Annotated in this window: 13 protein-coding genes, 1 tRNA gene and 1 pseudogene; 4 read left to right on the top strand and 11 right to left on the bottom strand. The window is 58.9% G+C overall.

All coding sequences use genetic code 11. The annotated features are described in order from the left end of the window. Positions 1 to 48: 48 nt before the first annotated feature. The 3 genes and pseudogenes from tnpB to ACSQ3L_RS02615 all read right to left on the bottom strand — a co-directional run bounded on the left by tnpB (position 49) and on the right by ACSQ3L_RS02615 (position 1,235). On the bottom strand, positions 49 to 402 hold the full coding sequence (gene tnpB, locus ACSQ3L_RS02625) for an IS66 family insertion sequence element accessory protein TnpB (protein WP_436158512.1): 354 nt from the start codon (positions 400 to 402) through the stop codon (positions 49 to 51). Positions 403 to 622: 220 nt separating this feature from the next. Further along, positions 623 to 727, bottom strand: a pseudogene (locus ACSQ3L_RS02620) (IS66 family insertion sequence element accessory protein TnpA); the annotation flags it as partial. Between the two features lie 193 nt (positions 728 to 920). Further along, positions 921 to 1,235: a hypothetical protein gene (locus ACSQ3L_RS02615; RefSeq protein WP_436163373.1), complete on the bottom strand. Its 315-nt coding sequence runs from the start codon at positions 1,233 to 1,235 to the stop codon at positions 921 to 923. On the opposite strand from ACSQ3L_RS02615, the gene ACSQ3L_RS02610 reads away from it, so the two are divergent. Beyond that, positions 1,164 to 1,355 (top strand): hypothetical protein, encoded by a 192-nt coding sequence (locus ACSQ3L_RS02610; protein ID WP_436163569.1) that lies wholly within the window; start codon positions 1,164 to 1,166, stop codon positions 1,353 to 1,355. The two genes, ACSQ3L_RS02615 and ACSQ3L_RS02610, sit on opposite strands and share 72 nt — an antisense overlap. Here ACSQ3L_RS02610 and ACSQ3L_RS02605 read toward each other — a convergent pair. Continuing rightward, positions 1,327 to 1,749, bottom strand: a complete 423-nt coding sequence (locus ACSQ3L_RS02605; RefSeq protein WP_436158511.1) for a CBS domain-containing protein — start codon at positions 1,747 to 1,749, stop codon at positions 1,327 to 1,329. The two genes, ACSQ3L_RS02610 and ACSQ3L_RS02605, sit on opposite strands and share 29 nt — an antisense overlap. A gap of 899 nt (positions 1,750 to 2,648) precedes the next feature. Continuing rightward, complete coding sequence (locus tag ACSQ3L_RS02600) at positions 2,649 to 2,870, bottom strand: hypothetical protein (protein WP_352565871.1); 222 nt, start codon at positions 2,868 to 2,870, stop codon at positions 2,649 to 2,651. A gap of 137 nt (positions 2,871 to 3,007) precedes the next feature. Between ACSQ3L_RS02600 and ACSQ3L_RS02595 the strand changes: the two genes are divergently transcribed. Together ACSQ3L_RS02595 and ACSQ3L_RS02590 are read left to right on the top strand one after the other, a co-directional pair. Then, positions 3,008 to 3,148 (top strand): hypothetical protein, encoded by a 141-nt coding sequence (locus tag ACSQ3L_RS02595; RefSeq protein WP_436158510.1) that lies wholly within the window; start codon positions 3,008 to 3,010, stop codon positions 3,146 to 3,148. Positions 3,149 to 3,250: 102 nt separating this feature from the next. Next, the gene (locus ACSQ3L_RS02590; protein WP_436158509.1) at positions 3,251 to 3,565 is read left to right on the top strand and encodes a hypothetical protein; all 315 of its coding nucleotides are present in this window, start codon (positions 3,251 to 3,253) and stop codon (positions 3,563 to 3,565) included. A gap of 656 nt (positions 3,566 to 4,221) precedes the next feature. Here ACSQ3L_RS02590 and ACSQ3L_RS02585 read toward each other — a convergent pair. The 3 genes from ACSQ3L_RS02585 to ACSQ3L_RS02575 form a co-directional block, all read right to left on the bottom strand. After that, a complete protein-coding gene (locus ACSQ3L_RS02585; RefSeq protein ID WP_436158508.1) occupies positions 4,222 to 4,476 on the bottom strand; it encodes a hypothetical protein in 255 nt (84 codons plus the stop codon). Beyond that, positions 4,473 to 4,817 (bottom strand): hypothetical protein, encoded by a 345-nt coding sequence (locus ACSQ3L_RS02580; RefSeq protein WP_436158507.1) that lies wholly within the window; start codon positions 4,815 to 4,817, stop codon positions 4,473 to 4,475. Before ACSQ3L_RS02580 ends, ACSQ3L_RS02585 begins: the two co-directional genes overlap by 4 nt. A 456-nt stretch (positions 4,818 to 5,273) precedes the next feature. Next, entirely contained in the window at positions 5,274 to 6,689 is a 1,416-nt protein-coding gene (locus ACSQ3L_RS02575) for a tyrosine-type recombinase/integrase (protein ID WP_436158506.1), read from the bottom strand. A gap of 142 nt (positions 6,690 to 6,831) precedes the next feature. Between ACSQ3L_RS02575 and ACSQ3L_RS02570 the strand changes: the two genes are divergently transcribed. Next, positions 6,832 to 6,895 (top strand) — tRNA-Arg (locus ACSQ3L_RS02570). A 534-nt stretch (positions 6,896 to 7,429) separates the two neighbouring features. Here ACSQ3L_RS02570 and ACSQ3L_RS02565 read toward each other — a convergent pair. From ACSQ3L_RS02565 to ACSQ3L_RS02555, 3 genes are all read right to left on the bottom strand, one after another. Beyond that, on the bottom strand, positions 7,430 to 8,401 hold the full coding sequence (locus tag ACSQ3L_RS02565) for an acetylxylan esterase (protein ID WP_436158505.1): 972 nt from the start codon (positions 8,399 to 8,401) through the stop codon (positions 7,430 to 7,432). Between the two features lie 216 nt (positions 8,402 to 8,617). Then, on the bottom strand, positions 8,618 to 9,715 hold the full coding sequence (locus tag ACSQ3L_RS02560; protein ID WP_436158504.1) for a polyamine ABC transporter substrate-binding protein: 1,098 nt from the start codon (positions 9,713 to 9,715) through the stop codon (positions 8,618 to 8,620). 149 nt (positions 9,716 to 9,864) lie between these two features. After that, complete coding sequence (locus ACSQ3L_RS02555) at positions 9,865 to 12,237, bottom strand: aminotransferase class III-fold pyridoxal phosphate-dependent enzyme (RefSeq protein ID WP_436158503.1); 2,373 nt, start codon at positions 12,235 to 12,237, stop codon at positions 9,865 to 9,867. Between the last annotated feature and the right edge of the window lie 138 nt (positions 12,238 to 12,375).

Raw genomic sequence — 12,375 nt, 5'->3', positions numbered from 1 at the left:
CCAAAACCCAAGGATTCCGGGCTTTCCGTAACGGTCGAAGCGCCGATTTCAGCCGGCCAGGGCAGGCTTCCGAACACGCCCGGATGCGCGCCAGTCGATGCCCTCGATCAGCATCGCAAGCTGCGCCGGCGTCAGCGTGATCGAGGCATTGAAGCCGGCCATCACCGGCCACGCGAAGCTCCTCTGATCGAGCCGTTTTGTGAACAGGCACAGGCCGTTTCCATCCCAGAACAGGATCTTCAGCATCGACGCCTTCTTGCCCCGGAAGGCAAACAGATGGCCCGAGAATGGGTCCTGCTTCAGCGTTTGCTGCACCAGCTTGGCGAGCCCGTCGAGACCTTTGCGCATGTCGGTATAGCCCAGTGCCAGATGCACTTTCACGCCCGCGGGAACGATCATCATCTTCCTGTTCCTCCGCTTTCGAGATGCTCACGAACGGAATCTGGATCGCTGCCGGTGGGCGCGAAGACGCCCGGCCGTCAGGCAGATCGATCGCCGTCATTCCATCCGGCGGCTGCACGAGGTCACGCAGCAGAAGTGCCGCTGGCGTGCCCTCAGTCAGTGCGACGGGCGCAAGTTTCGCGCGCTTCTTCTGCGCCACGCCGAACTGCACGCGCCAGCGGAACAGCATGCCCGTGACGATCCCGTGCTTGCGCGCGACCTGCGAGACGCTGACACCAGGCTGGTCGCTCTCCAGCGCGATGGCATGCTTTTCCGCGTTGTTCAAGAAGCGCCGGGCACGTTGATCGTGATCGAGCGTGATCTAACAGGCGTGAGTGGGATGGTTGTGCACCAGGATTATCGTGCTGTTTTGCTTCGAGACGAATTCTCCATTCAGATGGCCACCATCAGCGAATGTCGTTATCGGTGGTTGCGCCTCCCCGCAACCAGTTTCGTCATAATACCCTAACCGTCCCGGTCTAACCGGGGCGGTTTCTGCGGCAACTCGATTTGGGCGAACTGCTCGCCGCCTCAAACTGGGCCAGGCGACCAGTCGCAGCCGCATCGCTGGCATTTCGTGGATCACCCAGCTTTTCGCCACGCTGCTTCCGGGCTGCCAGTTCGGCCCGAATCCGTTCGGAAATTTTCCGGCGCTCCTTCCTGGCCAGTGCGGTGTAGAGGTGCAGCATTAAGGGTCGGCGTCGGCCCCGAGTTCTGCGACGATGAACGACACGCTGGGCCATCAAGTCGGCAGTAAACGCGACGTCGCGCGCGAGGCGGTCGAGCTTGGCCACGAGGACCGGACATTTCTGCCGGTTGAGGTCTTCGATCGAGAGCATGGGCAAAGCCCGACGGATATCGACTATCCGCCGGGCGAGCCGCCCTTCAGTGGTGATGGGCGGATACGGTCTTGACGTATTCGGACACAAGTTCCCTCGGCGCCGACTGGCCAACGTCGCCGACGCTGAGGATGCCGACCATCCGCATACTCTTGTTGATCACCGGCAACCTACGGATTTTCAGTTCCTCCATGTGCCGCATGGCCTTGGCCAGATCGTCGTCTTCGCGGCAGCAGTGAATGCCGGTCGTCATGACATCGCGCGCCGTCGCGGTGCGGCTGTCGAAACCGTCCTCCGCCAGTCCTTTGCAGACAATGTCGCGGTCGGTCACCATTCCGATCAGCCGGTCGTTCTCTCCGATGGGAATCGAACCGATATCCTCGGCTCGCATCAATTTCGCCAGTTCGGTGACAGCGGTTTCGGGGCTGACCCAGTCGACACCCTTGTGCATTGCGTCTTTGACTTTCATGGCGGACCTCCCTTTCTGAGGTTGGTGCATGCCCCTCTGTCTCATCTTACCGCGGACTGGATTTTCTGGAAACATCAAGAGGCTCTCCGACTCAGAACCGGTGGAGCATCGACGAGTACGTTGAGTGCGTACCGATCGCCTTTCTCTTCGAACGGTCCAGCCGCTATTTTCTTCGGCACCCTCCGGCTCCATGCTTCGGGTTAGAAAGACCCATATCCAAAGGCGGGGCGGGCCTACCTCCCGGAAGGCGCGTAAAATGCGTCGGGTCCGCTGTCGACGGCTCCAAAAGCGCGAACGTTGCGCAGGCTGGACACTTCCGGGAGACAGCGGACTCAAACTAGGGCCAAGAGGGGGCAAGGCCCTTTATGATCCCTATGCGGGGACCACGGAAATAACGGCGGGCGGGTACAAACGTTCCGTCGGCTGAAAGATATATCCGGCCGCTTGCGACGTCATCTTCTCGTCGATCAGTGTTTGGAACGTTGCCAGAGCCGCACTAGGCGGGGACTAGCGTTTTCGGGTTAGGAAGCGGGCCTCTCGCATAAGCGAACGCCAATCGTACCCCAACAAGGCGACAAGCTCGCGGGGCCTGCTCTTCGGTGATATGCGCCTCCCTAACCAAGCGCCGAACAACAGAGTTGTCAGGCACGCTGGGTGTTCTGTCCTGTTCGTCGGCCATTTGCAGAATCCATCTAACGGTGGCAACGCGACCATCCGGCAAGGGTTCCGTCGCTAATTTAGATGACTCGCCATGCTTCTGGTGCGCGAGTTGACCGACTGCATAGAGCCTCACCAGCGCGCGTTTCCGCCGGCCGCTCCTCCTACGCTGCCGAAGCGCCTTTGCGCGTCCTGGCGCCCGCCTGTGTTCTAGCTAGGAATACGATGCAAGCCGGCGCCCCTTAATTGTGGTTGTCCAACAAGAGGGCAAGCTTTCTGGCTGCGGCGCTTTCTACAATCAGTTCCTCCAAACCGCTGTCGCCGACGCGCGATTTGTTGACGCGACGCCTGATTACACGGAGCGCTTCAGATATCGAAACTGCGGTGGTCTTCGCGTGATCATCCAGATATCGGCCCACTTCAATCACGGCATCCGCATCGATGTCGAATGGCAATTCTCGCATGGCACACCCTCCCGTGGCACCCGAACCTTGCTTCCCGAATTTATCGCACTGAAATGACCGAGACCACTATACAACTGCCAGCCGAAACACAGCATCATCAATAAAAACACAGCATCATCAATAAGAAGGAAGCCCTGATGGCAGAGCGTGACACCGGCCGCTACGTCGGCTCGGCCTTTGTCACGCTGAACCGGGAAATGCGCGAACGGCTGTGGATGCGCGTCCAGGAGCATTCAGGGCCGGCGCCAAAGGGCATGAAGCTGCCGGCGACCCACTGACGTAGGTACGGACCGTCTCCGACACCCAACTCCCCCTTGCCGGCGCCATCGAGATCAGGAATATAATCCTTCGTTGCGGCGACCCCTTCAATGGAGTTCGCCATGTCCAAGACCCTAGCCGACACCCTGGCCGCCCGCGAAACCGTCTATGTCAATTGCCGGCACCCGATGTGCTGCAAGTCGACCAAGCTCGATATCCAGGCGCTGATCGACAAGCTCGGGCCTGACCATGGTTCCATGCATTGGGACCTGGTGGGCTATTCGGCTGCGCATCATGCAAGACCGCCGGCCGCGACCGCCGGCCCGCCTTCTTCACCGTCATTCCCGATTACGAGGGCCAGCAACGGGAGCGCAACCGCGACTGGAAGCCGACTTTCGATCGAAGGCAGGGGCCGACGGAACATTGGCGACTTCTAAAAGTTTCTCGCTTGCGGCAGGCGATGCTCACCCCATTGCTGCCGTAGATCGGGATACGCACCACCTGATCGGCCCGCGCTTTCGGCAAGAGGCGCGGGCTTTTGTGTTAACCCCTGCGGGCCGGGTAGCCGACTAGGGACTTCAGTCTTAGTTGAGCGATCTCTAATATGAGAATAGCGTAGGCAGAGAGCCACAGATGTGGGCTGGGCGAGGAACCGTCGCTTCTCAAAATGGAGCGGCGGGCCTTTTGGCAGCGAGGGTTTCGACGGAGCGGCCCGGCACCTTTGTTGGGTGGGGCGGGGGCACCGGGCCTAACCGACCGGATGCTCGCGAAACATCGCAGCCGGCTGGAAGCTTTATGCGCTTCTGCTAATTTAAAGTGAAGCATCGAATGATGGAATGCAACGGTTCTGGCGATGACCGACAAGCCGGCCACATCCTACATCGTCAGCGTTTTCGAGAAGCCTCATTGGCGCACCATCCTTACCACCAAGGACAAGGCCGAAGCTGAGGCTGGAGCAGGCAATGGTCCAGGACGACGTCAGGGCGAAGATCGAGGAGATCACGCCGAAGCCGAAGGGATAGGCTCGCAGGTGGAAAAAAAGGCCGTCCCAGGTGAATGCAGATGGGACGGCCTTCTCATAACACAGCGGAGCTTAGTAGGCCTTCTTGGGGGCGGCCTTCTTCGCGGTGTGCTTCTTGTGCTTCACCGGGCACTTGTGCGTCTTGGTCACCTTGCAGGCCTTGACGTGCTTCTTGGCAGCGACCTTCTTCGGCGCGGCCTTCATCGGCGCAGCGGTCGTGGCAGCGGCAGGAGCAGCAGTCGTGGTCGCAGCCGCGTAGCCGATAACCGGCATCGAGAAGGCGAGAGCAACGGAGAGGCCGAGAGCGGAGAGGAGGGACTTCTTCATGGCTTGGTTTCCTTGTCATACAGGTCGGTTTTGGGTGTCACTGCATCGGGGTCGATCGGTGTCACGCCAAGCAGCTTCAGAGCGTTTGCGAGCATCCGGATTCCCTGTGCCTGTTTCTTGTTGGCGCAGAACCGGTTTCCCTTTCTCTGAAGTGCCTTCGCCGTGGTGATCTGCGTTGCCGCGGCATGGGTTTCGAGGGCTTCGTCAACTTGGCGGCTAAGGTAGCTGCAACGCTCGGCCCGGGTGAGCGCCACCTTTGCGTCAGTTTCTCGAACCGCGGCCGTGACGAGCGAAAAAAGGCCGAGCAACGCACCCATCAAGCTAATCGAGAACCTTCGCATCGCTTCTTGTCGCAAACCCGAGCAAGCGCTGCAGCCGATGAACTGACCCTCTCCGGTCAATCATACGCTTGAACGTTTTCTGGAGTTTTTCTGGTATGTTTCTGGATTGTGTCTGAGGGGCTGCGCGCAACCTTCGCCCCGGCTTTAGCCGCCACCGTCCTGGCCGCCCTTCCTAAGTCTCACCCCGGCGCCGCCGCCAGCCCTTTTTTCATGATGGCATGAAGGGCCACAGCAGATAGTGCCTTATGCCCGCCCGTCCTCGCTCTCCTCATCGATCATCCGGACCGGCAGATAACCAACGGCCGGTACCGATGCTTCGTTCCAGTGTATGGATTATTGATGCTGGCGGTGGGGGACCCCCCGCGATCTTGCGCGGCGAAAAACCCGTTGTCGGAATATTGAATCAGCCCATCAGCTGCTTCCTGTGGTCGGCTCATATTATGACGCAACACGGCGTCAAATCTGGCGGCATTCAATAGTAGGCACTCTCGCTTCCGCCTTTGAGCTTGCGCTCCTGCCTCTGGGACGAAACTGTATCACTTGTGCGGATGGTGCCTCGCCACGCATCAGCGCAGCGATGTGGTCGCCCACTCCGTTCGCCGCATCGATCAGCAAGCTATCCACGCGTTTCAGGATATAGCCGCCGGTCACCCCGCTGAGCCGATGCCCCAGCATCGCGGCAATCGTCGGAATAGTCGCCCCGAGCTGTTCGGCAACGCCCGCGAAGCTATGGCGCAAACTATGCAAAGTCACGCCATCGAGCGGGCCGACCTCGGGAGGCTTTTCGTCACGGCACCTAGCCGCGGCGGCCTCAGCCGAAAGGCGCGCCGTTTTCTGAACCATCTCCCAGAGGCCAGGTAGTCCCTGGTAACCCGCTTGCTCAGGCGCGGCAGCAAACACGTAATCCGAAACAGGCTCCAAACCATCGATCATCGCAAACGCAGCCCGGCTGAGCGGCCGCAACGATGGTCCGGTCTTGGTCTCGCCAAGGGCGAGGCAAGTTCCCAGAGCATCTACCTCGTCCCAGCGCAACTGTTGACATTCGCCACGCCGGACACCGCTTAGAGCAATGAAGCGAATGGCGGCGATTCCAATCTGGCTGTGCCTGGGTGCGCCGTGGCGATCGCGTTTCTGCTCAAGTGTATGAAGGGCTTCTGCCAGCGCGCGATACTGATCGCCGGTTAGGAGTGCCTTCTTCTGCGCATCCGCAAAACGACGAACCCCGCGTACCGGGTTCTGCTCGACATGCCCATTATCGATGCCCCAGGCAAAGATCGCACCAAGAAGCCCTAGTGTGCGAGTCAGCGCACCCTTGCCGCCTTTCACGATCGACCGACGCCGTGGCCCGAGCTTCTCGTCTCTGACGGTCTTTCCGGTTGCGACGCCTGTCTTGAACATCTCTATGTCCATTCGCGTAACCGCTCTGGCCTTGAGCTGTCCCAGCAGGGGGTTGATATGCGCCTCAATGCGGGATCGATCCGTTGACAGCGTGCTTTCTTTCTTGGGTAGTCCCTTGCGGCCAAGAACCAGGCCGGCCGAGGCGGCCTCCATATAAAGCTCGCACAGTTGAGAGACGGACAACGCATTTCGCAACTCGCGCCGAAGCGTTGCCGGATCCTTGCCTTCCACGACCTTGGCCAGCTCGATCTTCGCAAGGTCACGTGCGCGCTCCGCGGTCAGTGGGCCATAGGCGCCAATCTTCAGCCATCTCTGGCGCCCACCGTGGGTACGGAACTTGACCACAAATGTCTTTCGGCCGGACGGGAACACTCTGACGCCGAATCCTCTGAGGTCGGTGTCCCAGTAGAGCGTTCCTGTCTTGGTACCATCTGGCCGAAGACTCTCGATCGTGCGTTTGTTAAGCTTGGGCATTCTCGTCTCCGGGTTTCTCCATTTGCAACCATAGTGCAACCAAATGGGAGCAAGCTCAAGGCGAGAAATGGATAAGCCCGACGATGCGACGCACGCTATCATATTGGTTTATTATGTGTTTTGGATACCGTGGCGTGCCATAGCAAAAGCAATAGATCGCCCTCCGAAGGCAGAGGTCACAGGTTCGAATCCTGTCGGGTGCGCCAATTTTACTAAGTATTTCAGTTAGTTACGTCTGGAGACAAGTCGCTTGGTCAGATGCGGCGCAATCTACGCGTAAGCGTCAGCCCTTTGTTCGGTGCCCTGTGGCGGCGCGGAAAGGGGCGCGATTTCAATTTTAATGCAGCATATCCGGCCCAGCTTCGTGTCAAAGCCTGCACGCCATTTGGATGGCGGACGATTGACCGCTGCCCACATGGGCAGCACTCCACGAACGGCCGATTTGGGGCCGATTGCTGCCCGTCCGGTCCTGGGGCCGAGGACTAGGTAAGCTGCCACCGAGCAGGGAGAGGCCGATGGCATCAAGCTCGCGCGGGACTCTGCCGGGGCGGTACATAAGCCCCTCCGACGTCGTTGAGCGGCTAGGTTGCAGCGGGTCCCTCAAAGCGCATGCCGGGTGCTGCTTGCAGGGATGGAAGTACGTAGAGCAACATGGCGGCCGATAGCCGGTTGGAGCTTGGTTGCCCGGACAAGCATAGGCACCCTGTGAAGGTGAAACGCCCAGTGCTGGGCAGCTCACGTCAGTTGACACCGAACAGCGCGCTGAGCCACGCCATCTGTTCGCGCTCCTGGTAGCCTTGCCCGCCTTCATGATTGTTGAATTCGTATTCCATGATGGCCTTTTCCCCTGTGTAGGCATTGAACGCGCCATAGACTGCAGAGGGCGGGCAGACTTCGTCCATCAGAGCCACCGAAAACAGCGCTGTCGCCTTGGACTGCCGGGCGAAGTTGACGCAGTCGAAATAGTTGAGCGTTTCAAAGACTTTCGCCTTCTTCTCACGATGCTGCGCAAGAAAACGAACGATTTCCAAATAGGGATCGCGCACGGCAGTCTGCACAGCGCGCGGGAAGTCGCACAGAAATGGCACGTCAGGCATTACGGCCTTGACACGCGGGTCGAGGCCGCCAACGGCGAGTGAAATACCACCACCCTGACTGTCGCCGCAAACCGCGACACGTTCGGGATCGACGAAGTCCTGCCCCACGAGGGCATCTATCGCCCGCACACCATCGGTGAATAAGCGCCGGTAATAGTAGTCATTCTTATCCAGTACGCCACGCGTCATAAAGCCAGGAATGGACGAAGTCGAGCCGATCGGATCCGCCGTCTCACCGACGCTCCAGTCGCTTCCCTGCCCCCGTGTGTCCATTCGGAAATAGGCAAACCCTGACGCCGCCCAATGCAGTTGCTCATGCGCCAAGCCGCGGCCGCCGCCATAGCCGATGTACTGCACGACGAGGGGCAGCCGCCCCTTGTGGTGCGTCGGCAAGATCAGCCATCCTTTGATGGGGTGGCCGCCAAATCCCGGAAACGTGACGTCGAAGGATTGGACTGCCTTGAGCGTTGTCCGCGCCTGCACGATACTGACCTCGCCACCGGCCTGGCGGGCCTCGGCAATGGTCGACGTCCAGAACTGGGCAAAGTCGCCCGGAAGGGGGACACTGCTGACATAAGCGCCCAGTTCGGGCTGGATCAGATCTGGGAACGGCATTTTCCCTCCAAAATTGAGCTAGAAGCACAGTCGGCGATTGACCAAAATGGCTCCGAATTCGGTCCGCCCAGGGTGTAGATCTACCTTACCGGCCCAAGATATTTGGCCATGTCCGCTCTGCCATTCTTCTGTCACATGGCTATCACTTGGCGGCCGATCTTCACCCGAGGCGCCACTCGAAATAAATGGGGCAGTGGCCGCCCCATCCATGTTTCTCTAGCTGCCCGTTTTGATTTGGGTCCAGAGGCGGTTGAGTGCGCGCTGCTCCTTGGACCCGTAGGGAGAAATCGTGAAAAGCTTCTTGAGCGTTGCCTCCGTCGGATAAACCGACGTGTTCTTCAACACTGCTTCGTCAATGAACTTCTGCGAGGCGAGATTGCCGTTGGCTGTTTGGACATAGTTGGTTGCCTTGGCAATGACTTCCGGCCGCATCAGGTAGTTGATGAAGGCGTGCGCCTCATCGACATGCTTTGCGTCGGCAGGGATCGCCAAATTATCGAACCACATATAGGTGCCTTCCTTAGGGATCAGGTATTCAACATTGACCCCGTTCTTGGCTTCTTTGGCGCGGTTCTTGGCCTGCAGCACGTCACCCGACCAGCCGATGCTGATGCATTTGTCGCCATTGGCCAGATCGTTGATGTAGGAAGAGGAGTTGAAGGTGCGGACATCGGGCCGGATTTTCGTGTAGATGTCACCGCCGGCGTCCAGGTCCTCTTTCTTCTTGCTGTCGCCGTCCTTGCCGAGATAGTTCATGGCAATGGCTAGAGTCTCCTCGGGCGCATCCACGATATTGATGCCGCAGCTCTTTAGTTTGGCCGCATTCTCCGGCTTGAAAAGCACGTCCCAGCTGTCGATCGGCACGTCGCCGAGCGCTGCCTTCACCTTGTCGACATTATAGCCGATGCCGGTGGTGCCCCACATATAGTTGACGGCGTATTCGTTGCCCGGGTCATACTTGGCCAGGCGCGCCATCACCTGGGGCCACATGTTCTTGAGGTTCGGCAGCTTGGACTTGTCGAGCTTCTGGAACACGCCGGCCTCAATCTGGCGGGCCAGGAACGGCCCGGTGGGAACCACCACGTCATAGCCTGACCCGCCGGCAAGCAGCTTGGTCTCAAGAATTTCATTCGAATCGAAGGTGTCGTAGACGACCTTAATGCCTGTCTCCTTGGTGAAATCCTCGAGGATGGAACTATCGATGTAATCAGACCAGTTGTAGACGTTGACAACTTTGTCCTGCGCCAACGACACGCCTGCGGAAAAGATGGCAGCTGTCATCGTGACAACCAGTCCGAATAACTGTTTCTTCATGAAGTTTCTCCTGTTTGGTCCGGCTTTTCATACTGCTGGCAGGCCAAAGGCACTCGAGGTCAAAGAGAGCATTATTGACCTTCCGATCGTTCCCAGTTTGCTGAAGGCCTGCTTGACACCCGTTATTCCAGGTAAGTCCCTGGCAGGGTTCATCGCTGCGCTCTCAAGCTGTCGTCAAAAGCGCTGATGAAAATGTCGACCTCGTTTCGCGACCAGATCAGCGGCGGGCGGAGCTTGAGGGTGTTGGACGTCCCTTTGCCGATGAGGATGTTTCGGGCAAGCACATCTTCGACAAGGCGATCAGTTTGCTGAATTGCCGGCTCTTTGGTGAGGCGATCGGTCACCAGTTCGACGCCGGTCATCATCCCACGGCCGCGTATGTCGCCGATGATTTCGTACCGTTCAGCCAGGCGGCGCAGTTCATGCCGCAGATATTCGCCTGTCTCGGCGCTCCGCCTGACCAGGCTTTCTCGCTCGATGACGTCAAGTACGGCCATGCCGGCCGCGCATGCGACGGTATTGCCGCCAAAGGTGCTGAACAGAAGCGGATATGTGCCGTTGAGAAACCGCTTCATGAGGGCAGAGCTGAGAATAACAACGCCGAGAGGGTGGCCGTTTCCGACCGGTTTGCCCATCGTTATGAAGTCGACATTGTTGTCCTTTAGCCCGTTTGCCCTGAACCCCCAGAATGTTCCCATGCGGCCGCAGCCGGCCTGTACCTCGTCCGCAATGACGAACCCGCCCGCGGCGCGAACCTTCTCCGCAACGAGATTGAAATAGTTTTCAGGCGCCCGCAAAACCCCGCTCGAGCACAAGGCGGTGTCGACCATGAATGCCGCGGGCCTGTGGCCTCTTTCGCTCAAGGTGGCTATCGCCCTGTCGGCGTCTGCTGCGTACCTTTCAGCGGCTTGCGGGTCGCTGGCGTAAGGCCCCCTGTACATATCAGGTGCCATCAAGGCTTCAATTCGTTTGGGATGCCCTTCTACAGGAAGATGACGCCAGCTTTCATTGGAGAGCGCCGTCGTGAGTTCGGTGCACCCATGGTAGGCTTGGTCGATGATCAAGCCGCCATCATGTTTGCTGAGCGACATGGCTATCTGCATCGCCAGGTCGTTGGCTTCGCTGCCCGAGTTGACGAAGATGCAGGTGTCGAGGTGATCGGGCAGGTCGGCAGTCAGACGCGCTGCGTACTCGGCGGTCACGTCGCACATATAGCGCGTATTGGTGTTCAGCGCGCTGGCCTGGCGGTAGATCGCTTTCGCCACATGCGGATGGCAATGACCAATCTGGGGGACGTTGTTGTAAACATCCAGATAGGCGGTGCCGTCGGCGGCATACATCCAGGCGCCGTCAGCGCGTGTGATGTGCAGCGGCTTCTTGTAAAAATGCCATATCGGTCCCAGGTGGCCTTCTCGCTCATGCCTGAGCAAGTCATAGTCATCTGCGAGGCGCTCGCCATGGTTGCCCATAGCGCCATAGACCGGAAACCGGCATGCCTGACGAAGCCTGCGTACCGCCTGCGCGCGACCCTGGCTGCTCAGCAACGTCATCATTCGAGGATAGTGACTGGCGTCCTGGATGTGGCGGATCCCGGATTCATTCGTGGCTTCTCTCGCTTCCAGGATGACGGTGGCCATCGCGAGACGTAGGAGCATCGCATCGAAAATGAGATCAATCTCATTTTCTTCGAGCGGGTACGTCGAATCGAAACCCGACGTCACGTCGCAAAGGTAGGCGATCGGATCGTCATCGTATTTTGAGAATGTTTCGGAGGCAGCGACAATGTCGGCGACAATGGAATTGTAGCCCATATCGCCGAAGTCGATGATACCCACCGGCAAGGTATTATTTTGGGAATCGACCAGGATGTTGCCGCCATGGGAATCCTGATGCACGAGTTGCCGGCGCGTCTTCAGCAATTGAGGAAGGGTAAAGCGCTCGGCGCGCTCGAAAATTTCCCCGCACAACTGCCGACGCTTTGCGTCAGAAATCTTTTCTATCTGCGGGCGCAAGGCCAAGGCGCGCGAAATGTCCCAGAGATGCACATTGCTGCAGGCATAGGGGTGGAAGAAATCCCTGAGCGCATGGGCAAGCCGCCCCACCATCGCGCCGATATTGTAGCGGGCCTCGGCGGAAAACGCTTCCTCAACCTGCTCCATGACTTCCCCCGAAAGAAAAGTCATCACACGGATCATATGCCGGTTTCCACGCCCGTCCTCGATCCATTCATAGGCGGCGCCCTCTAAGGACGGCATAACGCGCGGCACCGGAAGAGCAGGATCCCGCTCAAAGATATGGTGGAGCGCCTTGACCTGCATATCGACGACGCCTGCAGGCTCGCTTGCATTCGATATCTTGACGACGACGTTTCGACCATCGGCGCCCTCGATACGCCAGGATAGATCACGCTCGGAAGCCAGTTGCTTGTATACCCCCTCAATCCCGTAACGACGCGCGACCACCAGCCTTGCCGCTTCCAGCGAAAAATTGGGAAGATTGCGAAGCAGAGCATCGGTGCTCATTCTGTACCCCCGAGGCCAACATCAGAACACTCGACGCGGTGGCCAAGTCGCTGCTGCATTTGGGCAGGGAAGTCCGCAGGTGGCATTTTGCCCTGCGGATCGCCAGCCGTGCCAGAGCCTAGACCTCTGCCGGCGTGG

Origin of the sequence: Mesorhizobium sp. LjRoot246 (assembly GCF_964254115.1) — a bacterium.
Lineage (GTDB): Bacteria > Pseudomonadota > Alphaproteobacteria > Rhizobiales > Rhizobiaceae > Mesorhizobium.
This window is presented reverse-complemented; position numbering and strand designations above follow the sequence as displayed.

Coding starts and splice junctions, on each gene's coding strand:
- tnpB (WP_436158512.1), bottom strand. CDS start 402: ATGATGATCGTTCCCGCGGGCGTGAAAGTGCATCTGGCACTGGGCTAT.
- ACSQ3L_RS02610 (WP_436163569.1), top strand. CDS start 1,164: ATGAACGACACGCTGGGCCATCAAGTCGGCAGTAAACGCGACGTCGCG.
- ACSQ3L_RS02605 (WP_436158511.1), bottom strand. CDS start 1,749: ATGAAAGTCAAAGACGCAATGCACAAGGGTGTCGACTGGGTCAGCCCC.
- ACSQ3L_RS02600 (WP_352565871.1), bottom strand. CDS start 2,870: ATGCGAGAATTGCCATTCGACATCGATGCGGATGCCGTGATTGAAGTG.
- ACSQ3L_RS02595 (WP_436158510.1), top strand. CDS start 3,008: ATGGCAGAGCGTGACACCGGCCGCTACGTCGGCTCGGCCTTTGTCACG.
- ACSQ3L_RS02590 (WP_436158509.1), top strand. CDS start 3,251: ATGTCCAAGACCCTAGCCGACACCCTGGCCGCCCGCGAAACCGTCTAT.
- ACSQ3L_RS02585 (WP_436158508.1), bottom strand. CDS start 4,476: ATGAAGAAGTCCCTCCTCTCCGCTCTCGGCCTCTCCGTTGCTCTCGCC.
- ACSQ3L_RS02580 (WP_436158507.1), bottom strand. CDS start 4,817: ATGCGAAGGTTCTCGATTAGCTTGATGGGTGCGTTGCTCGGCCTTTTT.
- ACSQ3L_RS02575 (WP_436158506.1), bottom strand. CDS start 6,689: ATGCCCAAGCTTAACAAACGCACGATCGAGAGTCTTCGGCCAGATGGT.
- ACSQ3L_RS02565 (WP_436158505.1), bottom strand. CDS start 8,401: ATGCCGTTCCCAGATCTGATCCAGCCCGAACTGGGCGCTTATGTCAGC.
- ACSQ3L_RS02560 (WP_436158504.1), bottom strand. CDS start 9,715: ATGAAGAAACAGTTATTCGGACTGGTTGTCACGATGACAGCTGCCATC.
- ACSQ3L_RS02555 (WP_436158503.1), bottom strand. CDS start 12,237: ATGAGCACCGATGCTCTGCTTCGCAATCTTCCCAATTTTTCGCTGGAA.